Here is a 24,114-nt window from a genome sequence, read left to right as displayed (position 1 = left end):
GTTCAGGCGCCCCTTACGCGTGATCTCTTTCAGCTTCTTTGGCGTGAAGGGGATAGTAATGCCTGTAGGCTTTATAACCTGCCCAAGCGCTTCCTGCTCCTATGACGATAAAGATACCGCCGATTACTAACGTTAATACTGAATGGAATAATATCATTTGGTTAAGCCCGTAGAACAGGACCAGTGACCCTAAGGCCATGCTTGATTTTGCTGAACAGATTTCTTTTTCCAAAGATTGCTTTGACCGTACGCCTTTTACTTTATAGAACACATAAAAGCAGGCTGAAAGCCCAATCAAAAAAACAAGAACCAGCATAAATGAAATCCTCCATCGTAAAAGTTTACAAACCCATTCTATACAAAAACGGGCTTGGTTTTGACGTTATTTTTCTTTTCCGTCGGCAGAGAATGTGATTTAATGAATAAAAACAATAAAGGAGTATCAAATGAAAACAGAACTGATCAGAACCATATCATTATATGACACGATTATCTTACATAGACATGTGCGTCCTGATCCGGATGCCTACGGATCACAGTGCGGACTTACGGAAATCCTGCGGGAAACGTACCCTGAAAAAAATATTTTTGCGGTCGGCACGCCTGAACCGTCCCTCTCTTTCTTATATTCCCTCGATGAGGTGGACAATGAAACATATGAAGGCGCACTTGTCATTGTCTGCGATACGGCAAATCAGGAAAGAATCGATGATCAGCGTTATCCTTCAGGCGCCAAACTGATGAAAATCGACCATCATCCGAACGAAGATCCATACGGTGACCTTCTCTGGGTCGATACAAGCGCAAGCTCAGTAAGTGAAATGATTTACGAGCTGTATTTAGAAGGAAAAGAGCACGGCTGGAAGCTGAATACGAAAGCGGCAGAGCTGATCTATGCCGGCATTGTCGGAGATACCGGACGCTTCTTATTTCCGAATACAACGGAAAAAACATTAAAATATGCAGGCGAGCTCATTCAGTATCCATTCTCTTCCTCAGAGTTGTTTAATCAATTGTATGAAACAAAACTGAATGTGGTGAAGCTTAACGGCTTTATCTTTCAAAATGTGTCATTGTCCGAAAACGGCGCCGCTTCTGTTTTCATCAAAAAGGATACGCTTGAAAAGTTCGGCACAACGGCTTCTGAAGCGTCGCAGCTTGTCGGTACGCTTGGAAATATCTCAGGTATTCGCGCTTGGGTGTTTTTCGTAGAAGAAGATGATCAAATCAGAGTGAGATTCCGTTCTAAGGGCCCTGTCATTAACGGACTTGCCCGGAAATATAACGGCGGAGGGCATCCGTTTGCTTCAGGCGCCTCTATTTACAGCTGGGATGAAGCTGATCGGATTTTGGCTGATCTGGAAACATTATGTAAAGAACACAAGTAGAGGGGAAACCCTCTCTCTTAGTGTTCATCTGTGACGGGGATGAACCAGCAGCCGAAATCAGTAAGGTCCTCGTAGACTTGGAGATTGTGAGATTGAAGTTCTTTTTTGATGAGGGAAGCGAGTGAGTGTGTTTCGGCATATGCAGAAAAACCTTGTCTGAGCCGGGCTGCTTGATCTTTTGCTAACTGACGGTCACTGTAAACCTCCATTTCCCTTCCTCCTTCCTTTCGCCATTAAGCCTCTCACATATAGTTTATAAAAAAGAATGGGAAAAAGCGACAGAAGTTTGGAGAATTTGAAAAAAATCCATAATTACGCGGCGAATGATATTTCAAGTTCTACTGTCAGTCTTGTATAAATAATTAATTCCTTGACGGTTGCCTCGTATTTTTTTTCATTAATCATATAGACTTTATTTTCGATTGTCCGTTTCAAAAGATCCTTTGTTTGATAGACGCTCTCTATGTCTTTTGTAATTACCTCTGAAATATTATCCTTTACATGCTCCTCGAATTTTGTTTCTTCCGGCTGCGATATTTTATATTTTTCCCCATTCACTAATTTGACGCTGACGCTTTGGATCAACAGTTTTCTTTTATTGTCTTCATTCAGTTTATGGAGGTCTTCCTGATAGATCGAAATTTGATTGTTTAAATCTTTTACGTGCTCTTTTTGTTTTTCGATGAGGCTGACCTGCTCCTCTTGGAATGTTCCGTAAGTAAACAGGAAAAAGAACCAGCTGATTACGGCTCCGCACATCATGCCCGCGAAAAAACGCTGCCACCCCGGTTTTTTGTAATGCTGTGGGACCCTCATGAAGAAAGATGCTCCTGGGTCAGCCATGAAATAATAAGCCAGCCGCTTTGCGCGCCGCCCATGGCCGAGATAATCAAAAGAAGCTGTTTAAAGATATCTCTCGTATTGCCTTCAAGAATGCCCCGTTCAAAGCTGTATACCGCATCAAAGGTGCCCCCGATAGCTGCGACAAGCGCCCATATTTTTAACCGGTTTGCAAGCTTTGTAATGGCCGTAAGCGGGGCTTCGCCTGCCAAATATGCTCCGAGTCCTCCGATGAGTGCGCCCCCGATCAGCACCCCTAACGCAATGAAGTAGCTATTGATAAAATTCACCATAAATCCTGCTTCCTGATCCATCTTTATCACCTCACCTTTTATATCATATTGAGCTTTCAGGACAAGTATGATGATGAGTCAAAAAAGAACATTTGTTTCTTTTGAAAACCCGCCTTATAATGAAGAAAGAAATGGATCGTAATGGAGAAAGAGGTGATAGCATGTCTTTTGTTCACCTGCAAGTGCATAGCGGGTACAGCCTGCTAAACAGCGCCGCGTCCGTGGAAGAGCTCGTCAAAGAAGCTGACAGGCTCGGATATGCGTCTTTGGCGCTGACAGATGATCATGTCATGTACGGAGCTATTCAATTTTATAAAGCATGCAAGGCGAGGGGAATCAACCCGATAATCGGTTTGACGGCCTCTGTTTTTACTGATGATAACGAGCTTGAAGCCTATCCGCTCGTCCTGCTGGCCAAATCAAATACAGGCTATCAAAACCTGCTGAAAATCAGCAGCGTCCTGCAATCGAAATCAAAAGGCGGGCTAAAGCCGAAATGGCTTAACAGTTATCGTGAAGGCATTATCGCGATGACGCCCGGCGAAAAAGGATATATTGAAATGCTTCTTGAAGGAGGGCTGTTTGAACAGGCCGCTCAAGCCGCGCTTGAATTTCAATCCATATTCGGAAAGGGAGCTTTCTATTTCTCCTATCAGCCTTTTAAAGGGAATAAAACCTTGTCTGACCAGATACTGCGGCTGTCTGAAGAAACGGGTATCCCTGTTACAGCGACTGGCGATGTGCATTACATAAGGAAAGAAGATAAGGCTGCCTACCGCTGTCTGAAAGCGATTAAAGCAGGGGAGAAACTGACGGATGAACCAGCCGGAGATCTGCCTGATCTCGATTTGAAGCCACTCGAAGAAATGCAAAACATTTATCGAGAGCATCCCGAAGCACTGCAAGCTTCTGTTGAGATCGCGGAACAATGCCGGGTTGACGTCAGCCTCGGACAGACCCGACTCCCATCTTTCCCGACTCCAGACGGAACGTCCGCTGATGATTATTTAACGGACATCTGTATGGCAGGACTCCGCAGCCGATTTGGCACGCCTGATGAACGATATCTTCGCCGTCTTCAATATGAGCTTGATGTCATCAAGCGGATGAAGTTCAGCGATTACTTTCTGATCGTATGGGATTTTATGAAACACGCCCATGAAAAAGGAATCGTTACAGGACCGGGAAGGGGATCTGCGGCAGGCTCTCTTGTGGCTTATGTGCTGTATATTACAGATGTTGACCCGATTAAACATCACCTGCTGTTTGAACGATTTTTAAACCCCGAACGGATCAGCATGCCGGATATTGATATTGACTTTCCGGATACAAGAAGGGATGAAGTCATCCAATATGTTCAGCAGAAATACGGTGCAATGCACGTCGCACAGATTATCACTTTTGGAACACTTGCGGCAAAAGCGGCACTCCGGGACGTCGGCAGAGTATTCGGCGTCAGCCCTAAGGAAGCAGATCAGCTTGCAAAACTCATCCCTTCAAGGCCGGGCATGACGCTGGAGGAAGCGAGACAGCAATCGCCGCAGCTGGATAAGAGGCTTCGGGAGTCAAGCCTGCTTCAGCAAGTCTATACAATTGCCCGAAAAATAGAAGGGCTGCCAAGGCATACCTCAACCCACGCAGCAGGTGTTGTCCTGAGTGAAGAACCGTTAACGGATGTTGTTCCGCTTCAGGAAGGGCATGAAGGGATATATTTGACGCAATACGCGATGGACCATCTTGAAGACTTGGGTCTTTTAAAAATGGATTTCTTAGGCTTACGCAACCTGACGCTTATCGAGTCCATCACTTCAATGATCGAAAAAGAAGAAAACATCAAAATAGATCTTTCAAATATTTCCTACCAGGATGACAAAACGTTCTCCTTGCTGTCAAAAGGGGATACGACAGGGATTTTCCAGCTTGAATCGTCGGGGATGAGAAGCGTCCTGAAGCGGCTTAAACCTTCAGGCCTCGAGGATATCGTGGCGGTCAATGCGCTGTACCGGCCTGGTCCGATGGAAAATATTCCGTTATTTATCGACCGTAAACACGGCCGGGCGCCTGTTCAATATCCCCATGAAGATGTAAGGAGCATCTTGGAAGATACATATGGCGTCATTGTGTATCAGGAACAAATTATGATGATTGCTTCCCGGATGGCAGGGTTTTCTTTAGGCGAAGCAGACCTGCTGAGACGGGCGGTCAGCAAAAAGAAAAAAGAAATCTTGGACAAAGAGCGAAGCCATTTTGTTGAAGGGTGCTTAAAAAAGGAGTATTCTGTAGACACTGCAAATGAAGTCTACGATTTAATCGTCAAATTCGCAAACTACGGCTTTAACCGAAGCCATGCGGTGGCATACAGCATGATCGGGTGCCAGCTTGCGTATTTGAAAGCTCATTATCCGTTATATTTTATGTGCGGATTGCTGACAAGCGTCATTGGCAATGAGGATAAAATATCTCAATATCTTTACGAAGCAAAGGGGAGCGGGATTCGTATCCTTCCTCCGTCAGTGAACAAAAGCAGTTTTCCGTTTATAGTTGAAGACGGATCTGTCAGATACAGCCTCCGCGCGATAAAAAGTGTAGGCGTCTCAGCAGTCAAAGATATATATAAAGCAAGAAAAGAGAAACCATTTGAAGATCTTTTCGATTTCTGCTTTCGCGTGCCGTCAAAAAGCGTAAATCGCAAAACGCTTGAAGCACTTATCTTTTCTGGTGCGATGGACGAATTCGGCCAAAACCGGGCCACTCTGCTCGCATCTATTGACGTTGCTTTGGAACATGTTGAGCTATTTGCCGCGGACGATGACCAAATGGGATTGTTTTTAGATGAATCGTTTTCGATTAAGCCGAAGTATGTGGAGACGGAGGAGCTACCGCTTGTAGATTTGCTTGCGTTCGAAAAAGAAACGCTTGGCATTTATTTTTCAAATCATCCGCTCTCTGCCTTCCGTAAACAGCTGGCTGCGCACGGAGCAGCATCCATTCTGGAGGCCCAGCAGGCAGTCAAAAGGCAGCTTTCTCTCGGAGTCCTGCTGTCGAAGATCAAAACGATTCGGACGAAAACAGGTCAAAACATGGCGTTTTTAACGCTAAGTGATGAAACCGGCGAAATGGAAGCTGTTGTCTTCCCAGAACAATTCAGACAGCTTTCTCCCGTTTTAAGAGAAGGCGCTCTTTTGTTCACAGCGGGCAAATGTGAAATAAGACAGGACAAGGTCCAGTTCATTATGTCCCGGGCAGAATTGTTAGAAAATATGGATGCAGAAAAAGCGCCATCGGTTTATATAAAGATAGAAAGCAGTCAACACAGTCAGGAAATCCTGGCAAAAATTAAGCGCATTTTGCTGGAGCATAAAGGGGAAACAGGCGTTTATCTCTATTATGAAAGGCAAAAACAGACGATTAAGCTTCCTGAGTCGTTTCATATCGATGCGGATCACCAGGTGTTATATCGCTTAAAAGAGCTGTTGGGTCACCAAAACGTCGTTTTAAAACAGTGGTAACGATTTACTTTTTGTTATACAATTGGAGCAATTATGTGATCCTGTTTAAATAATCAGATAGATAACTCCGCAGAATGCAGCAATCAAAGCAGCAGTATACGAATCAAAAATATCCATAAGGAGTGTTTAGGAGAATGTCATTAAGAGAAGAAGCATTACACCTGCATAAAGTCAATCAGGGGAAACTGGAGTCTAAATCGAAAGTAGAAGTCAGAAACGCGAAAGATTTAAGCCTTGCGTATTCCCCGGGTGTTGCAGAACCGTGCAAGGATATTCATGAAGACATTAACAAAGTATATGATTATACAATGAAGGGGAACATGGTAGCAGTTGTAACTGACGGTACAGCTGTGCTCGGCCTTGGAAATATCGGCCCTGAAGCTGCGCTTCCTGTTATGGAAGGAAAAGCTGTCCTTTTCAAAAGCTTTGCAGGCGTAGACGCGTTCCCGATTGCTTTAAGCACAAACGATGTAGATAAAATTGTTGAAACTGTTAAATTGCTTGAACCGACATTTGGCGGCGTAAACCTTGAAGATATTGCAGCGCCTAACTGCTTTATCATTGAAGAACGCCTCAAAAAAGAAACAAACATCCCAGTTTTCCATGATGATCAGCACGGTACTGCCATTGTAACTGTAGCAGGTCTTGTAAACGCGCTGAAACTGTCTGGAAAATCCATGTCTTCCATTAAAGTTGTGGCAAATGGAGCCGGTGCAGCAGGTATTGCGATTATCAAGCTTCTTCACCATTACGGCGTACGCGACATCGTGATGTGCGATTCAAAAGGAGCGATTTATGAAGGGCGCCCGAACGGTATGAACGATGTCAAAAATGAAGTGGCGAAATTCACAAACCAAGACCGGAAAGACGGTTCTTTGAAAGATGTCATCGTTGATGCTGACGTTTTTATCGGCGTATCAGTAGCAGGTGCGTTAACAAAAGAAATGGTTCAAAGCATGGCAAAGGATCCGATTATCTTTGCAATGGCAAATCCGAATCCGGAAATTATGCCGGAAGATGCGCGTGAAGCTGGCGCAAGTGTTATCGGAACGGGCCGTTCTGACTTCCCGAACCAAGTAAACAATGTTCTTGCATTCCCTGGCATTTTCCGAGGAGCGCTTGACGTTCGCGCCACTCACATTAACGAAGAAATGAAAATCGCTGCGGTTGAAGCTATTGCTTCACTGGTTTCAGAAGAAGAGCTTAGCGCAGACTACGTTATCCCTGCACCGTTTGATAAACGTGTTGCGCCTGCTGTTGCGAAGGCTGTGGCAAAAGCGGCGATGGAAACAGGTGTCGCAAGAATCACTGTTGACCCTGAGGAAGTTGCTGAAAAAACGAGAAAACTTACGATTATTGGTGAATAATTTTAGTTCATTCCAAAATGGCAGCGTGTTGGCGGAGACCGGCGCGCTGTTCTCAAGTTAAACTGGCGGCTGAAATTTTTTTAATGGCTGGTCTTAAAAAAATTTCAGCCGAGTTTAATGTCATTTTTGAATACGCTGCCAATCCTGTTATTTCAACGTTTTATCTGAATTCATCCGAGCCTTTCCGAACGCGTCATTGTATAAAAAGTTGTCGAATTGAGGATGACAGCGTTTGACAAAAAAAGTACAATAGTTTCGGTAAAGTTATTAGCAAGTCTATCTGTTTGATGACATGCGGTGAAGAGAACCCTTCACAAAAGGGAGGTAATCATTTGTTAAAGGATATATTCACTAAAAAGAAAAAGTATGCTTCCGTACCGTCTGATCAAGCGAAGCACGATGTTCCGGAAGGCATTATGACAAAATGTCCCAAGTGTAAAAAAATCATGCTCACTAAAGAGTTGGATAAAAATATGCGGGTATGCATGAACTGCGATTATCATTTCCCGATGAACGCAAAACAGCGTATCGCAAGCTTAATGGATGAACAATCCTTTGAGGAATTCAATCAAGGAATGTTATCGGAAAACCCGCTCGGTTTCCCGGGATATCTTGAAAAGCTTGAAAAAGATCGCGAGAAAACATCCTTAAACGAGGCTGTTGTGACAGGCAAGGGCACCATCGGCGGACACCCGGCTGTTGTCGCAGTCATGGATTCTTCATTCAGAATGGGAAGCATGGGTTCAGTCGTCGGTGAAAAAATCACGCTTGCGATTGAAAAAGCAAAAGCTGATAAAGTTCCGTTTATTATTTTTACGGCTTCTGGCGGCGCGAGAATGCAGGAAGGCATATTAAGTTTGATGCAGATGGCTAAGACAAGCTCTGCCTTAAAACTGTTCAGTGAAGAACAGGGCCTCATTATCTCAGTTATGACGCATCCGACTACCGGGGGCGTATCAGCCAGCTTTGCATCCCTTGGCGATTACAATTTCGCTGAGCCTGGCGCGCTGATCGGTTTTGCCGGAAGACGGATTATTGAACAAACGATAGGTGAAAAATTGCCTGAGGACTTCCAAACGGCAGAATTTTTATTAAAACATGGACAGCTTGATGCGGTTATTCACCGCGAAGACATGAAACAAACGTTAGAAAATCTGCTGGATATGCATCAATCGGGAGGTGACTTTGAGTGGCTGCAAGATTAGAATTTGAAAAACCGGTGATTGAACTGCAAACCAAAATCGCCGAACTGAAAAAATTCACCCAAGATTCCGATATGGATCTGAGTGCGGAAATCGAACGGCTCGAAGACCGGCTCGCTAAGCTTCAGGATGATATTTACAAAAATCTGAAGCCTTGGGACCGTGTTCAAATCGCGCGTCTGCCGGACCGTCCAACAACGCTTGATTATATTGAACACCTGTTTACCGACTTTTTTGAATGTCACGGGGACAGAGCGTACGGAGACGATGAAGCCATTGTCGGCGGCATTGCGAAGTTCCATGGCCTTCCTGTAACGGTAATCGGGCATCAGCGCGGCAAAGACACAAAGGAAAACCTTGTCCGTAATTTTGGGATGCCGCATCCTGAAGGCTACCGTAAAGCGCTTCGTCTCATGAAACAGGCTGACAAATTTAACAGACCGATTATCTGTTTTATTGATACGAAAGGAGCATATCCTGGACGAGCAGCGGAAGAAAGAGGACAAAGCGAAGCCATTGCCAAAAACCTGTTTGAGATGGCCGGTCTCCGAGTGCCTGTTATCTGCATCGTCATCGGTGAAGGCGGAAGCGGCGGAGCCCTGGGTCTGGGTGTAGGAAACCACTTGCATATGCTGGAAAACTCTACTTATTCTGTTATTTCTCCGGAAGGTGCCGCGGCACTTTTATGGAAGGACTCCAGTCTTGCTAAGAAAGCAGCAGAAACAATGAAAATCACTGCGCCGGATTTAAAAGAATTAGGTATTATAGATCATATGATAAAAGAAGTAAAAGGCGGAGCGCACCACGATGTAAAGCTGCAGGCAAGCTATATGGACGAAACCCTTAAACAATCGTTAAAAACTTTGCTGAAGCTGAGCGAAGAAGAATTAGTTCAGCAGCGCTATGAAAAATATAAAGCAATTGGCAAAGTCTCGATTGAAGATCAATATATCGGGGTAAACTAAATAAACGTGAAGCCTTTGGCTCACGTTTATTTTTTGTGACATTCCTTAAATTTTATTTAAAAACAATTTATTTAATTGTATAATAGGTAAGGTTTCATAGGGAGGATGGAGATCCCTTTTCATTGTTTTTAGGGCAATGATCATGTTATGTTTAATCATATATGTTGCTGAGGTGAATGGAGAATGAAACGTATAGGGGTATTAACGAGCGGCGGGGATTCCCCGGGAATGAACGCAGCAGTTCGCGCAGTAGTCAGAAAAGCGATTTATCATGACGTTGAAGTTTACGGCATTTACAACGGATACGCAGGATTGATCAGCGGAAAGATTGAAAAGCTTGAACTCGGATCTGTAGGCGATATTATACATCGTGGAGGAACAAAGCTTTATACGGCAAGATGTCCTGAATTCAAAACGGTTGAAGGCCGTGAAAAAGGGATAGAAAACTTGAAGAAGCTCGGTATTGAGGGCCTTGTTGTCATCGGCGGAGACGGTTCCTATATGGGTGCCAAAAAATTAACGGAACACGGGTTTCCATGTGTAGGTGTACCGGGTACAATTGATAACGACATTCCGGGCACTGATTTTACAATCGGCTTCGATACAGCTTTAAATACAGTAATTGACGCAATTGATAAGATCCGCGACACAGCGACTTCTCATGAACGTACATATGTGATCGAAGTAATGGGCCGCCATGCCGGCGATATCGCATTGTGGGCCGGTCTTGCAGGGGGCGCGGAATCAATCTTGATCCCTGAGGCAGACTATGACATGCACGAAATCATTGCCCGCTTAAAACGCGGCCACGAACGCGGCAAGAAGCACAGTATTATTATTGTTGCCGAAGGTGTAGGCAGCGGTGTTGAATTCGGGAAACGCATTGAAGAAGAAACAAATCTTGAAACTAGGGTATCTGTATTGGGCCATATCCAGCGCGGAGGTTCTCCGAGCGCTGCTGACCGCGTGCTGGCAAGCCGTCTTGGCGCATATGCAGTTGAACTGCTGCTTGAAGGAAAAGGCGGACGCTGTGTAGGTATACAAAACAATAAGCTTGTAGACCATGATATTATAGAAATACTGGAAACAAAACACACAGTTGAGCAAAACATGTATCAGCTTTCAAAAGAACTGTCTATTTAATGTGCAGCTGAAGGCTGAAGATTTCAGAAGGAAGTGAACCAAATGAGAAAAACTAAAATTGTTTGTACCATCGGTCCGGCAAGTGAAAGTATTGAAATGCTTACGAAATTAATGGAGTCAGGAATGAACGTGGCTCGTTTGAATTTTTCTCACGGAGATTTTGAGGAGCACGGTGCAAGAATAAAAAATATCCGCGAAGCAAGCAAAAAGCTTGGCAAAAACGTTGGTATCCTGCTTGATACAAAAGGTCCTGAAATCCGCACACATACAATGGAAAACGGCGGCATTGAGCTTGAAACAGGCAAAGAGCTTATCATTTCAATGGACGAGGTTGTAGGAACAACAGATAAAATTTCAGTGTCATATGAAGGTTTAGTCGATGACGTTGAACAAGGGTCAACGATTCTGTTAGATGACGGCCTTATCGGCCTTGAGGTGCTTGATGTTGATGCCGCTAATCGCGAAATCAAAACAAAAGTACTAAACAACGGAACACTCAAAAATAAAAAGGGTGTTAACGTACCGGGCGTCAGCGTTAACCTTCCTGGTATCACTGAAAAAGATGCGCGAGACATCGTTTTCGGTATTGAGCAAGGAGTAGATTTTATCGCAGCATCTTTCGTACGCCGTTCTACGGACGTGCTTGAAATCCGTGAGCTTCTTGAAGAGCACAACGCTCAGGATATTCAAATCATCCCTAAAATCGAAAACCAAGAGGGCGTTGACAACATCGATTCTATTCTCGAAGTGTCTGACGGTTTAATGGTTGCACGCGGAGACTTAGGTGTGGAAATTCCAGCCGAAGAAGTGCCGCTCGTCCAAAAAGAACTGATCAAAAAATGCAACGCGCTGGGCAAACCTGTTATTACAGCGACACAAATGCTTGACAGCATGCAGCGCAACCCGCGTCCGACTCGTGCGGAAGCAAGTGACGTTGCAAATGCGATCTTCGACGGCACAGATGCAATCATGCTTTCTGGTGAAACAGCTGCCGGAAGCTATCCGGTTGAGGCGGTTCAAACAATGCACAACATCGCTTCCCGTTCTGAAGAAGCTTTAAATTATAAAGAAATTCTTTCTAAACGCAGAGATCAAGTAGGCATGACGATTACAGATGCAATTGGACAATCTGTCGCGCATACGGCGATTAACCTGAATGCTGCTGCAATCGTAACGCCGACTGAAAGCGGCCATACAGCACGTATGATCGCAAAATACCGTCCGCAGGCGCCGATTGTTGCGGTTACTGTAAATGACTCTATTTCCAGAAAGCTAGCGCTCGTATCAGGCGTATTTGCAGAAAGCGGTCAAAATGCGAACTCAACAGATGAGATGCTTGAGGATGCTGTCCAAAAATCATTGAACAGCGGAATTGTAAAACACGGCGATCTGATCGTCATTACAGCAGGATCTGTCGGTGAGTCTGGCACTACGAACTTAATGAAAGTGTACACTGTCGGCGATATCATCGCTAAAGGCCAAGGCATTGGACGCAAATCAGCTTACGGTCCGGTTGTCATTGCACAAAATGCAAAAGAAGCTGAGCAAAAAATGACTGACGGTGCGGTTCTTGTTACAAAAAGCACTGACCGTGATATGATTGCATCACTTGAAAAAGCGTCTGCCCTTATTACAGAAGAAGGCGGCTTGACAAGCCATGCTGCGGTAGTCGGATTAAGCCTTGGCATTCCGGTTATCGTTGGTCTGGAAAATGCGACGTCTATTTTGGCAGATGGCCAGGATATTACAGTTGACGCTTCCAGAGGCGCAGTCTATCAAGGACGTGCGAGCGTTCTTTAATCAGAGGTGAAAACGGAAGGGGCTTCCCTTCCTTTTCTCTTTATGTTGAACAGAGGCGTGTTACACGTGTGGGGGGCTTGGATATGAGATTTTTATTTTTGCTTTTTATTGTGTTTCCGGCAATAGAAATCGGCATATTCCTATTTTCAGGCAAGCTGATCGGCATATTGCCGACGGTCCTTTTAATGATTCTGACGGGCATTATCGGCGCAGCAGCTGCAAAAAAACAAGGAACCGAAGTGTATTACAAGGTTCAGCGTGATCTTCAATATGGCAAAATGCCTGGCGAAGCGATTGCTGACGGCCTGTGCATTTTCATTGGCGGTCTTTTGCTGATGCTTCCGGGCTTTTTATCAGATTTGGCCGGTGCCTGTCTGCTTATCCCGTTCACCCGCAGCTGGTGTAAGCCGATTCTGTTCAAATGGCTGAGAGGAATGTCGAAGAACAAGCGGATCATCATCAAATAAAAAACGGCAGCCATGCAACATGGGCTGCTTTTTATTTTTGCTGAACGGTGATATAGGACCATATTTCCTTTAATGCGCCTGTTGTAATGAACGCCTGAATGATGACGAGAACAGCCGGTCCTGCAATTAGTCCTAAAAACCCGAATAACTTAAAACCGGCAAACAGGGCGATGAGCGTTGCCAGCGGATCGATACCGATTGATTTACTAAGTATTTTGGGTTCTGTCAGCTGCCTTTGAATAAGAACGACGAGGTACAGCACCCCGATTCCAATGGCCTGGGGCAGCTGGCCTGTAATCGATAAATACAAAATCCACGGCACAAATACCGAGCCAGCACCCAAATAAGGGAGAAGATCAACAAGCCCGATTAAAAAAGCAATTGTTGCGGCATGTTCAATTTTTAAGAGAGAAAGGCCGATAAATACAATCACCATCGTAATGAAAACGAGAACGGCCTGCGCTTTGATAAAACCGGTCATTGCTTTTTTTAATTCGCTGCTGATCGCTTTGCTGTTAGCTGTAACCCGATCCGGCAGAACCGAAACGAGCATGGCTTTCAGCTTGTGCCAATCCTTTGTCATAAAAAATGTTGCCAGAAGAGAAAAAATCAGAACCGCCGCTGTATTGGGAAGAAGCGCGAAAAACCTTGGGATCATTTCTAGAATGTGGGACAGCAGCAGCCCGGCATTTTTAGCAGCCGAATCACCAAGTGTCTGAATGTGGGTAACGATGGAATCCTGCTGGTTGGTCTCCAATTCTTGAAACAAAAGGGTCAGTTCGTGATAGAGCGGCTGGATATGTGTTGTAAACAATTTTTCACAATATGAGATAAACGTGCTGATATGCGGAGGCAGCGTTTTTGCAAGATACGCTGTTCCCGTTATGATTTCGGCTACCAGAATGGTGAGCACGCCGAAGGCTGCGAGCAGAAAAAAAGCAAGCACGCCCAGAACGTTTATCGTTCGGGGGAATCCTGTCACTCTGTCCAAATAGTCAACAACAGGATGAATCGCTGATGAAAGAATAAGGGCGATCAGGAACGGATAAGTTAACGGAAACGAATAATAGGCCGCAGCTATCGATCCTGCGGTAATTGACATGACAAAGAGGGTTCTGAAAAAAATAGTGATATAAGATTGATTCACGAAAACGGTCCTCCTCTCGTCAGCATGTCCTATTTTTTATATGTATTCACGCTCCGGCTGAATATGAATACATTCATCTTAAAGGAGGGATGGCATGTGTTTACACAAGCGAATTTATTTTTAATATTACTCTTGGCTATCGCACTTATCGCAAAAAATCAATCATTGCTCTTTGCTGTATCCGTCCTTTTGATCATCAAAATCGTTGGACTTGACCAGAAATTATTTCCAACCATCCAGTCGAAAGGCATCAACTGGGGTGTGACCATTATTACAATCGCTGTTCTTGTTCCGATTGCAACAGGAGAAATCGGATTTAAGCAGCTTGGAGAAGCAATGCGGTCTTCCTACGCATGGATCGCCTTGGGAGCGGGAATCGCAGTGGCGCTGATTGCCAAAAACGGCCTGGCCCTGCTGGAAAATGACCCGCATATTACAACTGCTCTTGTGATCGGAACCATTCTTGCAGTCGCACTTTTTGGCGGAGTAGCGGTGGGTCCGCTGATCGGAGCGGGAATTGCTTATATTGCCATGCAGATCGTAAAATTGTTCACTTCATGAAAAAAAGCGGCTTAAAGCCGTTTTTTTTTTGTATGCAAAAACCCGCAAATAAAGGCGTTTTTTCGGGGAAATCACAGAATGAAAAAAAAAATTATAGGTAAACATTTAACAAATGTCTGATTATTGTTTATAATGAGAATAGGCTTAAACTTAAATAAGCTTATAAGAATTTGTTATGTTCTTTCATAAGCAAAGGGTTTCATTACCAGCAGGCAGTAAAATGTAAGCATTTTCTTTTAGGGGGAGAGAAATACTTGCATCGTGCTTTTTAAGTAAGCCTCATGTTTTTACAACACTCTTAAAGGGGAAATTTATTGAAAAGGAGATGTTATATATGACAGCGACACGCGGTCTTGAAGGGGTTGTAGCAACAACATCATCTGTTAGTTCTATTATTGATGATACCCTTACATATGTGGGGTATGATATCGATGATTTAACAGAGAATGCAAGTTTTGAAGAAATCATCTACTTGCTTTGGCATTTAAGGCTGCCAAACAAAAAAGAGCTTGAAGAGTTAAAGCAGCAGCTTGCAAAGGAAGCTGCCGTTCCGCAAGAAATTATTGAGCACTTCAAATCTTATTCCCTCGAAAATGTTCATCCCATGGCTGCTCTTCGGACAGCAATTTCATTACTAGGCCTGCTTGACAGCGAGGCTGAAACCATGAACCCGGAAGCCAATTACAAAAAGGCGATCCGCCTTCAGGCAAAGGTGCCTGGTCTGGTTGCGGCGTTTTCCAGAATCCGCAAAGGCCTTGAGCCTGTTGAACCAAGAGAAGACTACGGCATTGCTGAGAATTTTCTCTACACATTAAACGGTGAAGAGCCTTCGCCAATTGAGGTTGAAGCCTTCAACAAAGCATTGATTTTACATGCTGACCATGAGCTGAACGCGTCAACGTTCACAGCGAGGGTCTGCGTCGCGACACTTTCTGATATCTATTCAGGCATTACTGCCGCAATCGGCGCGCTGAAAGGGCCTCTTCACGGCGGGGCGAATGAAGGCGTTATGAAAATGCTGACAGAAATCGGCGAAGTGGAAAACGCTGAGCCGTACATCCGCGCTAAGCTGGAAAAGAAAGAAAAAATCATGGGATTCGGCCACCGCGTTTATAAGCATGGCGACCCGCGCGCGAAGCATCTGAAAGAAATGAGCAAGCGCCTGACCAACCTGACAGGCGAAAGCAAATGGTATGAGATGTCGATTCGCATAGAAGAGATCGTCACATCAGAGAAAAAGCTTCCGCCTAACGTTGATTTCTATTCGGCTTCTGTTTATCACAGCCTCGGCATTGACCATGATTTGTTTACACCGATTTTTGCTGTAAGCAGAATGTCTGGCTGGCTCGCTCATATTCTTGAGCAGTATGACAACAACCGTCTGATCCGTCCGCGCGCAGATTACACGGGCCCTGATAAACAAGCATTTGTTCCGATTGAAGAAAGAGCCTAAAGAACCATTGGAGGCTGGCTTGCGTTAATGAGGTTAGCCTCTTGTTCAGAACATCAAAAGTGGTTTACACTTTAAATTGAATGTTGAGAAAAATCATTTTGTTTTCTATATAAGAAAAATAAAATGTTTTCTAAATATGAATTACATACTGGGAGGTTTTTATTGTGGCACAAGGTGAAAAAATTACAGTCTCTAACGGAGTATTAAACGTACCAAACAACCCGATTATCCCGTTTATCGAAGGAGACGGAACCGGTCCTGATATTTGGAACGCGGCTTCGAAGGTTTTGGAAGCAGCAGTAGAAAAAGCTTACAAAGGCGAAAAGAAAATTACATGGAAAGAAGTTTATGCCGGAGAAAAGGCTTATAATAAAACAGGTGAGTGGCTTCCTGCTGAAACATTAGATGTGATCCGCGAATATTTCATCGCGATTAAAGGGCCGTTAACGACACCTGTCGGCGGCGGTATCCGTTCTTTGAACGTAGCGCTCAGACAAGAGCTTGACCTATTCGTCTGCTTAAGACCTGTAAGATACTTTACTGGAGTGCCGTCACCGGTAAAACGCCCTGAAGATACTGATATGGTCATCTTCCGTGAGAATACAGAAGATATTTATGCAGGCATCGAGTACGCAAAAGGCTCTGAAGAAGTGCAAAAGCTCATCAGCTTCCTGCAAAATGAGTTAAACGTCAACAAAATCCGTTTCCCTGAAACATCAGGTATCGGCATTAAGCCTGTTTCTGAAGAAGGAACAAGCCGTTTGGTCAGAGCTGCAATTGATTATGCGATTGAGCATGGCCGCAAATCTGTAACGCTTGTTCACAAAGGAAACATCATGAAGTTCACAGAAGGTGCCTTCAAAAACTGGGGCTATGAACTTGCTGAAAGAGAATACGGCGAAAAAGTCTTCACATGGGCTCAATATGACCGCATTGCTGAAGAACAAGGAAAAGACGCTGCAAACAAAGCGCAAAGCGAAGCGGAAGCAGCAGGCAAAATCATTATCAAAGACAGCATTGCTGACATTTTCCTTCAGCAGATCTTAACGCGTCCGAACGAGTTTGATGTCGTTGCGACAATGAACCTGAACGGAGATTACATTTCTGATGCTCTTGCAGCGCAAGTAGGCGGAATCGGTATTGCTCCTGGAGCGAACATCAACTATGAAACAGGACATGCGATTTTCGAGGCGACGCACGGAACGGCTCCTAAATATGCAGGCCTTGATAAAGTAAACCCATCTTCAGTTATTCTTTCAGGCGTTCTGCTTCTTGAGCATTTAGGATGGAACGAAGCGGCTGATTTGGTTATCAAATCTATGGAAAAAACAATCGCTTCTAAAGTCGTAACTTACGATTTTGCCAGATTAATGGATGGCGCAACTGAAGTGAAATGTTCAGAGTTCGGAGAAGAACTGATTAAAAACATGGACTAAGCAAGGAAACAGCCTAAAACTAGCCATAAAGGAGAAGAGAGACATGGGAAATACTCGTAAAAAAGTTTCTGTTATCGGAGCAGGTTTTACCGGAGCGACAACCGCATTTTTAATCGCTCAAAAAGAGCTGGCAGACGTTGTTCTTGTTGATATTCCGCAATTGGAGAACCCGACAAAGGGAAAAGCGCTTGATATGCTTGAAGCAAGCCCTGTTCAAGGCTTTGACGCGAAAATTACGGGAACATCCAACTATGAGGATACAGCGGGTTCTGACATTGTTGTCATTACAGCCGGTATCGCAAGAAAACCTGGTATGAGCAGAGATGATCTGGTCTCTACAAACGAAAAAATTATGAGAAGCGTTACACGAGAAATCGTGAAATATTCTCCTGACTCTATCATTGTGGTGCTGACAAATCCTGTTGATGCAATGACTTACGCGGTGTATAAAGAATCAGGCTTCCCTAAAGAGCGAGTAATCGGCCAGTCCGGTGTGCTTGATACGGCAAGATTCAGAACATTTGTGGCAGAGGAATTAAACCTGTCAGTAAAAGACGTGACTGGTTTCGTTCTTGGCGGACACGGTGACGATATGGTGCCGCTTGTGCGTTATTCTTATGCTGGCGGTATCCCGCTTGAAACCCTTATTCCGAAAGAACGGATTGACGCAATTGTGGAGCGTACAAGAAAAGGCGGAGGCGAAATCGTGAATCTTCTTGGAAACGGAAGCGCGTATTATGCGCCTGCTGCTTCTCTGACAGAAATGGTCGAAGCGATCTTGAAAGATCAGCGCCGCGTCCTTCCTACAATTGCTTATCTTGAAGGTGAATACGGCTATGAAGGCATCTACCTTGGTGTTCCTACAATTGTAGGCGGCAACGGTCTTGAGCAAATCATTGAACTTGAACTGACAGACTATGAAAGAGCACAGCTGAATAAATCAGTTGAATCTGTCAAAAATGTCATGAAAGTATTATCTTAATAAAAAGAGAGAAAGGCTTGCTTGATAGAGCCTTTCTCTTTTTACTATAAATGAAAGCGCTATCATTCGCTCCTTTATTTCTTTTTGAAAAATGATGTAAAAGGCGAATTGTCGGAATGTCCTGCTTTCGTTAAAATAAGATCATGAAACATGTTAAGATGACATAAAATAGAGAAATAGGATGTCGGGGAATTATAATACTGGAGGCACAGCATGAACAAGAAAATTTTAGTTGTGGATGATGAAGAATCTATTGTTACTCTTTTACAGTACAATTTGGAACGGTCAGGCTATGATGTCATTACCGCCTCAGACGGGGAAGAAGCACTCAAAAAAGCGGAAACAGAGAAGCCTGATTTGATTGTGCTTGATGTGATGCTTCCAAAACTGGACGGAATCGAAGTATGCAAGCAGCTGAGACAGCAAAAATTGATGTTTCCCATTTTAATGCTGACAGCGAAGGATGAGGAATTCGACAAAGTATTAGGGCTTGAGCTTGGTGCTGATGATTATATGACCAAGCCGTTCAGTCCAAGGGAAGTAAATGCAAGAGTCAAAGCGATTTTAAGGCGTTCCGAAATGGCTGCGCCCTCTAGTGAAATGAAGAACGATGAAATGGAAGGCCAGATCGTGATTGGCGATCTGAAAATCCTGCCTGATCATTATGAAGCGTATTTTAAAGAAAATCAGCTTGAGCTGACACCGAAAGAATTCGAACTGCTGCTCTATTTGGGCAGACATAAAGGCAGAGTGCTGACGAGAGATCTGCTGCTGAGCGCTGTCTGGAATTATGATTTTGCCGGAGATACGAGAATTGTTGATGTGCATATCAGCCATCTCCGCGACAAAATCGAAAACAATACAAAAAAACCGATCTATATTAAAACAATTAGGGGATTGGGGTATAAACTGGAGGAGCCAAAAATGAATGAATAAATACCGTGTGCGCCTTTTTTCTGTACTTGTTGTCTGTATGATTCTGGTGTTTAGTGTCCTCGGGCTGTTTTTGCAGCAGCTCTTTGAATCATCTGATCAAAGAAAAGCAGAGGAACACATTGAAAAAGAAGCCAAATATATGGTCTCACTTCTTGATGCCGGCAATCTGAATGATCAAGCAAATGAGAAAATCATTCAAGATGCAGGCGGTGCGCTTGATGTGAACGCATCCGTTATCGATACAGACGGCAAGGTGCTGTACGGGTCAAACGGGAGTGCGGCAGATTCTCAAAAGGTGCAGGCGCTTGTTTCTGGCCATGAGGGTGTTCTCTCAACAGCAGATAACAAGCTTTATTACGGACTTTCGCTTAGAAGTGAAGGTGAAAAAACAGGATATGTGCTGCTTTCAGCCCCTGAACATGGCTCCGGCTTGAACGGCGAATTGTGGGGTATGCTGACGGCCAGTCTTTGTACTGCTTTTATCGTCATTGTTTATTTTTATTCCAGTATGACCTCACGTTATAAAAGGTCAATTGAAGCAGCAACAAACGTAGCAACAGAACTGTCCAAGGGGAACTATGATGCCCGGACGTACGGCGGCTATATCAGGCACTCTGATAAGCTCGGCCGTGCGATGAACAGCCTTGCTGTAGATCTGATGGAAATGACGAGAACGCAGGAAATGCAGAGGGACCGGCTGCTGACTGTCATTGAAAATATTGGCTCCGGGCTGATTATGATTGACGGAAGAGGCTTTATCAATCTCGTGAACAGGTCTTACGCCAAGCAGTTTCATATCAATCCGAATCAGATGCTGCGCCGACTTTATCATGATGCATTTGAACATGAAGAAGTGATCCAGCTTGTCGAAGACATTTTTATGACGGAGACAAAGAAATGCAAGCTGTTAAGACTTCCGATCAAAATTGAGCGGCGTTATTTTGAAGTGGATGGCGTTCCGATTATGGGGCCGGACGATGAATGGAAAGGAATTGTGCTCGTTTTCCATGACATGACGGAGACGAAGAAATTAGAGCAGATGAGAAAGGATTTTGTGGCTAACGTTTCTCATGAACTGAAAACGCCGATTACCTCTATTAAAGGGTTTACGGAGACGCTATTGGACGGGGCGATGGAGGACAAAGAGGCGCTTTCTGAGTTTCTCTCTATTATTCTGAAAGAAAGCGAAAGGCTTCAGTCTTTGGTTCAGGATCTTCTCGATCTCTCAAAAATTGAGCAGCAAAATTTTACGCTCAGCATTGACACATTTGATCCAGCCAAAATGCTTGGTGAGATTGAAACGCTTCTTAAGCATAAGGCGGATGAGAAAGGCATCTCCTTACAACTGAATGTCCCGAAAGACACGCTCTATGTATCGGGAGACCCGTACAGGCTGAAACAGGTATTTCTTAATCTCGTAAATAATGCGCTAACCTATACGCCTGAGGGGGGCTCTGTAGCTATCAATGTAAAGCCCGGAGAAAAAGACATTCAGATTGAAGTTGCGGATTCCGGAATCGGAATTCAGAAAGAAGAAATTCCGCGCATCTTTGAACGTTTTTACCGCGTGGATAAAGACAGAAGCAGGAATTCGGGCGGAACAGGCCTAGGTCTTGCGATCGTAAAGCATTTAATAGAGGCTCATGAAGGGAAAATCGATGTCACAAGCGAGCTGGGACGGGGAACTGTCTTTACAGTGACGCTGAAACGGGCCGCTGAAACGTCCGCCTAATGTTTACAAAGGTTTAACAATATCTTCATGCACTGTTAAACCTATGTTGATAGGATGTAGTAGAACCCCTTCATCCAAGGAGCCAATTTTGACGGCGGGAACCATTTGTGTTCCCGTCCTTTTTTGTGTCTTCTCTTCAGTTCACGTATTTTCCTTTCAAATTGAACTTTGTTAAAATAAGAGGAGCTAATGACTATGTAAGAGATGAATAGAAGCCTGAGGCTTCTTAGGAGGATATTGAATGACGGAACGAAAAAAATTAGTGCTTGTAGACGGAAACAGTCTGGCTTACCGGGCGTTTTTTGCATTGCCGCTGTTAAGCAATGATAAAGGTGTTCATACAAATGCCGTATACGGCTTTGCGATGATTTTGATGAAGATGCTTGAGGATGAAAAACCGACACACATGCTGGTTGCATTTGATGCCGGGAAAACAACATTTCGTCACGGCACATTTAAAGAATATAAAGGCGGCAGACAGAAAACCCCGCCTGAGCTCTCCGAACAAATGCCGTTTATCCGCGAGCTGCTGGATGCCTATCAGATCAGCCGCTACGAATTGGAACAATACGAAGCCGACGATATTATCGGCACACTGGCCAAATCGGCTGAAAAAGACGGATTTGAAGTAAAAGTATTCTCTGGAGATAAGGATTTAACTCAGCTGGCAACAGACAAAACGACGGTTGCCATTACGCGAAAAGGAATTACCGATGTTGAATTTTACACACCGGAGCACGTCAAAGAGAAATACGGGCTTACGCCTGAGCAAATCATAGATATGAAGGGTTTGATGGGCGATTCCTCAGATAATATTCCAGGTGTGCCCGGCGTAGGAGAGAAGACAGCGATTAAGCTTTTAAAACAGTTCGATTCCGTTGAAAAACTGCTGGAGTCCATTGACGAGGTAAGCGGGAAGAAACTGAAGGAAAAGCTTGAGGAATTTAAAGATCAGGCATTGATGAGCAAGGAGCTTGCGACGATTATGACGGATGCGCCGATTGAGGTATCCGTTTCCGGCCTGGAATATCAAGGCTTTAATCTTGAACAGGTGATTTCCATCTTTAAAGATCTTGGTTTTAACACACTTCTTGAACGGCTTGGGGAAGACAGCGAAGAAGCAGAACAGGATCAGTCGTTAGAAGAAATTAATGTCGAAACTGTCACAGACGTAACAAGCGGCATATTGGTTTCTCCATCCGCATTTGTCGTTGAACAGATCGGCGATAATTATCATGAAGAGCCGATTCTCGGTTTTTCGATCGTTAATGAAACGGGATCTTATTTCATTCCGAAAGACATTGCCGTGGAGTCTCAGGTGTTTAAAGAATGGGTAGAAAATGACGAGCAGAAGAAATGGGTCTTCGACAGCAAGCGGGCTGTTGTCGCTTTGCGCTGGCAGGGCATTGAGCTGAAAGGAGCGGAGTTTGATACGCTTCTTGCGGCTTATATCATCAATCCGGGCAATTCATATGACGACGTTGCGAGTGTGGCTAAAGATTACGGCTTGCATATCGTTCAAAGCGACGAATCAGTTTACGGCAAAGGAGCAAAACGGGCTGTTCCGTCAGAAGATGTACTGTCTGAGCACCTTGTCAGAAAAGCATTAGCCATTCAAAGCCTCCGGGAAAAGCTCGTTCAGGAGCTGGAGAACAACGATCAGCTTGAACTGTTTGAAGAGCTCGAAATGCCTCTCGCGCTTATTCTCGGCGAAATGGAATCAACTGGCGTCAAGGTCGATGTTGACCGTTTAAAGCGGATGGGTGAAGAACTGGGCGCGAAGCTGAAGGAATATGAAGAAAAAATCCATGAGATTGCGGGAGAGCCGTTTAATATCAATTCTCCGAAACAGCTCGGCGTCATCTTGTTTGAAAAGATCGGCCTGCCTGTCGTGAAGAAAACAAAAACAGGCTATTCAACGTCAGCCGATGTGCTTGAAAAGCTGGCAGACAAACATGATATTGTCGACTATATTTTGCAGTACAGACAAATTGGCAAGCTTCAATCGACATATATTGAAGGGCTTTTAAAGGTGACGAGACCGGATTCGCATAAGGTGCACACGCGCTTTAACCAAGCTTTAACGCAAACCGGCCGTCTCAGCTCGACTGATCCGAACCTGCAAAACATACCGATCAGGCTTGAGGAAGGACGTAAAATCCGCCAAGCTTTTGTTCCGTCTGAAAAAGACTGGCTCATTTTTGCAGCCGATTACTCACAAATCGAGCTGCGTGTACTTGCCCATATTTCAAAGGATCAAAATCTCATCGAAGCTTTTACAAATGATATGGATATTCATACGAAAACGGCAATGGATGTGTTCCATGTCGCTGAGGATGAAGTGACATCTGCGATGAGACGCCAGGCGAAAGCGGTCAACTTTGGCATCGTATACGGCATCAGCGATTACGGGCTGTCACAGAATCTCGGCATTACCCGGAAGGAAGCCGGAGCATTTATCGACCGCTATTTGGAAAGCTTCCAGGGCGTAAAAGCGTACATGGAGGATTCAGTTCAGGACGCGAAGCAAAAGGGCTACGTAACAACGCTTATGCATCGCCGCCGCTACATTCCTGAGCTGACGAGCCGAAACTTTAATATTCGCAGCTTTGCGGAGCGGACGGCAATGAATACACCGATTCAAGGAAGCGCCGCTGATATTATCAAAAAAGCAATGATTGATATGGCTGCCAAGCTGAAAGAAAAGCAATTGAAGGCAAGGCTGCTGCTTCAAGTGCACGATGAATTGATTTTTGAAGCGCCGCAGGAAGAAATTGAAATTCTTGAAAAGCTTGTTCCTGAAGTGATGGAGCATGCACTTGCATTAGATGTGCCGTTAAAGGTGGACTTTGCATCTGGCCCATCTTGGTACGATGCGAAATAAATAGAGATA

20 protein-coding genes are annotated in these 24,114 nt (G+C 44.5%); 15 read left to right on the top strand and 5 right to left on the bottom strand.

The genetic code is table 11. The features are described 5' to 3' along the window. Positions 1 to 13 precede the first annotated feature (13 nt). On the bottom strand, positions 14 to 316 hold the full coding sequence (locus tag LWH95_RS07005) for a YtpI family protein (protein ID WP_003237807.1): 303 nt from the start codon (positions 314 to 316) through the stop codon (positions 14 to 16). 130 nt (positions 317 to 446) lie between these two features. Between LWH95_RS07005 and nrnA the strand changes: the two genes are divergently transcribed. Continuing rightward, positions 447 to 1,388: a bifunctional oligoribonuclease/PAP phosphatase NrnA gene (gene nrnA / locus LWH95_RS07000; RefSeq protein ID WP_003237803.1), complete on the top strand. Its 942-nt coding sequence runs from the start codon at positions 447 to 449 to the stop codon at positions 1,386 to 1,388. Between the two features lie 17 nt (positions 1,389 to 1,405). Here the strand turns inward: nrnA and LWH95_RS06995 are convergent, their stop codons facing one another. The 3 genes from LWH95_RS06995 to ytrH form a co-directional block, all read right to left on the bottom strand. Continuing rightward, complete coding sequence (locus LWH95_RS06995; RefSeq protein WP_003223533.1) at positions 1,406 to 1,597, bottom strand: hypothetical protein; 192 nt, start codon at positions 1,595 to 1,597, stop codon at positions 1,406 to 1,408. Between the two features lie 103 nt (positions 1,598 to 1,700). Then, on the bottom strand, positions 1,701 to 2,204 hold the full coding sequence (gene ytrI / locus LWH95_RS06990; RefSeq protein WP_003237800.1) for a sporulation membrane protein YtrI: 504 nt from the start codon (positions 2,202 to 2,204) through the stop codon (positions 1,701 to 1,703). After that, positions 2,201 to 2,542, bottom strand: coding sequence for a sporulation membrane protein YtrH (gene ytrH / locus LWH95_RS06985; RefSeq protein WP_003223537.1), 342 nt, complete (start codon positions 2,540 to 2,542; stop codon positions 2,201 to 2,203). The genes ytrI and ytrH overlap by 4 nt, the downstream gene beginning before the upstream one ends. Before the next feature lie 140 nt (positions 2,543 to 2,682). Between ytrH and dnaE the strand changes: the two genes are divergently transcribed. The 7 genes from dnaE to LWH95_RS06950 all read left to right on the top strand — a co-directional run bounded on the left by dnaE (position 2,683) and on the right by LWH95_RS06950 (position 12,974). Further along, complete coding sequence (gene dnaE / locus LWH95_RS06980; RefSeq protein ID WP_232919214.1) at positions 2,683 to 6,030, top strand: DNA polymerase III subunit alpha; 3,348 nt, start codon at positions 2,683 to 2,685, stop codon at positions 6,028 to 6,030. 134 nt (positions 6,031 to 6,164) lie between these two features. Then, positions 6,165 to 7,397, top strand: coding sequence for an NADP-dependent malic enzyme (gene maeB / locus LWH95_RS06975; RefSeq protein ID WP_003237796.1), 1,233 nt, complete (start codon positions 6,165 to 6,167; stop codon positions 7,395 to 7,397). Between the two features lie 332 nt (positions 7,398 to 7,729). Then, a complete protein-coding gene (gene accD, locus LWH95_RS06970; RefSeq protein ID WP_019259159.1) occupies positions 7,730 to 8,602 on the top strand; it encodes an acetyl-CoA carboxylase, carboxyltransferase subunit beta in 873 nt (290 codons plus the stop codon). Further along, a complete protein-coding gene (gene accA, locus LWH95_RS06965) occupies positions 8,587 to 9,564 on the top strand; it encodes an acetyl-CoA carboxylase carboxyl transferase subunit alpha (protein WP_003237792.1) in 978 nt (325 codons plus the stop codon). The genes accD and accA overlap by 16 nt, the downstream gene beginning before the upstream one ends. A gap of 183 nt (positions 9,565 to 9,747) precedes the next feature. Then, positions 9,748 to 10,707, top strand: coding sequence for a 6-phosphofructokinase (pfkA, locus tag LWH95_RS06960; RefSeq protein WP_003237788.1), 960 nt, complete (start codon positions 9,748 to 9,750; stop codon positions 10,705 to 10,707). A 42-nt stretch (positions 10,708 to 10,749) separates the two neighbouring features. Then, positions 10,750 to 12,507, top strand: a complete 1,758-nt coding sequence (gene pyk, locus LWH95_RS06955; RefSeq protein ID WP_032731927.1) for a pyruvate kinase — start codon at positions 10,750 to 10,752, stop codon at positions 12,505 to 12,507. Positions 12,508 to 12,590: 83 nt separating this feature from the next. Next, the gene (locus tag LWH95_RS06950; protein ID WP_003237784.1) at positions 12,591 to 12,974 is read left to right on the top strand and encodes an FxsA family protein; all 384 of its coding nucleotides are present in this window, start codon (positions 12,591 to 12,593) and stop codon (positions 12,972 to 12,974) included. A gap of 31 nt (positions 12,975 to 13,005) precedes the next feature. Here the strand turns inward: LWH95_RS06950 and ytvI are convergent, their stop codons facing one another. After that, positions 13,006 to 14,121 carry a sporulation integral membrane protein YtvI gene (ytvI, locus tag LWH95_RS06945; protein WP_232919213.1) on the bottom strand — a complete coding sequence of 372 codons (1,116 nt, stop codon included), beginning with the start codon at positions 14,119 to 14,121 and terminating at the stop codon, positions 13,006 to 13,008. Positions 14,122 to 14,217: 96 nt separating this feature from the next. Between ytvI and LWH95_RS06940 the strand changes: the two genes are divergently transcribed. The 7 genes from LWH95_RS06940 to polA all read left to right on the top strand — a co-directional run bounded on the left by LWH95_RS06940 (position 14,218) and on the right by polA (position 24,105). Beyond that, on the top strand, positions 14,218 to 14,682 hold the full coding sequence (locus LWH95_RS06940; protein WP_029316876.1) for a DUF441 domain-containing protein: 465 nt from the start codon (positions 14,218 to 14,220) through the stop codon (positions 14,680 to 14,682). A gap of 334 nt (positions 14,683 to 15,016) precedes the next feature. After that, on the top strand, positions 15,017 to 16,135 hold the full coding sequence (gene citZ / locus LWH95_RS06935) for a citrate synthase (RefSeq protein ID WP_003237779.1): 1,119 nt from the start codon (positions 15,017 to 15,019) through the stop codon (positions 16,133 to 16,135). Positions 16,136 to 16,299: 164 nt separating this feature from the next. After that, positions 16,300 to 17,571, top strand: coding sequence for an NADP-dependent isocitrate dehydrogenase (icd, locus tag LWH95_RS06930; RefSeq protein WP_019259153.1), 1,272 nt, complete (start codon positions 16,300 to 16,302; stop codon positions 17,569 to 17,571). 43 nt (positions 17,572 to 17,614) lie between these two features. Next, positions 17,615 to 18,553 carry a malate dehydrogenase gene (gene mdh, locus LWH95_RS06925; RefSeq protein ID WP_003237775.1) on the top strand — a complete coding sequence of 313 codons (939 nt, stop codon included), beginning with the start codon at positions 17,615 to 17,617 and terminating at the stop codon, positions 18,551 to 18,553. Between the two features lie 213 nt (positions 18,554 to 18,766). After that, positions 18,767 to 19,489, top strand: a complete 723-nt coding sequence (gene phoP / locus LWH95_RS06920; RefSeq protein ID WP_003237772.1) for a two-component system response regulator PhoP — start codon at positions 18,767 to 18,769, stop codon at positions 19,487 to 19,489. Beyond that, positions 19,482 to 21,221 (top strand): sensory box histidine kinase PhoR, encoded by a 1,740-nt coding sequence (gene phoR, locus LWH95_RS06915; RefSeq protein ID WP_148982146.1) that lies wholly within the window; start codon positions 19,482 to 19,484, stop codon positions 21,219 to 21,221. The genes phoP and phoR overlap by 8 nt, the downstream gene beginning before the upstream one ends. Before the next feature lie 241 nt (positions 21,222 to 21,462). Continuing rightward, positions 21,463 to 24,105 (top strand): DNA polymerase I, encoded by a 2,643-nt coding sequence (gene polA / locus LWH95_RS06910; RefSeq protein ID WP_232919212.1) that lies wholly within the window; start codon positions 21,463 to 21,465, stop codon positions 24,103 to 24,105. Positions 24,106 to 24,114: the final 9 nt, after the last annotated feature.

It is taken from the genome of Bacillus sp. G16 (assembly GCF_021282335.1).
Lineage (GTDB): Bacteria > Bacillota > Bacilli > Bacillales > Bacillaceae > Bacillus > Bacillus inaquosorum.
The sequence above is the reverse complement of the archived record's forward strand: the minus strand, read 5'-3'. Positions and strand labels throughout refer to the sequence as shown.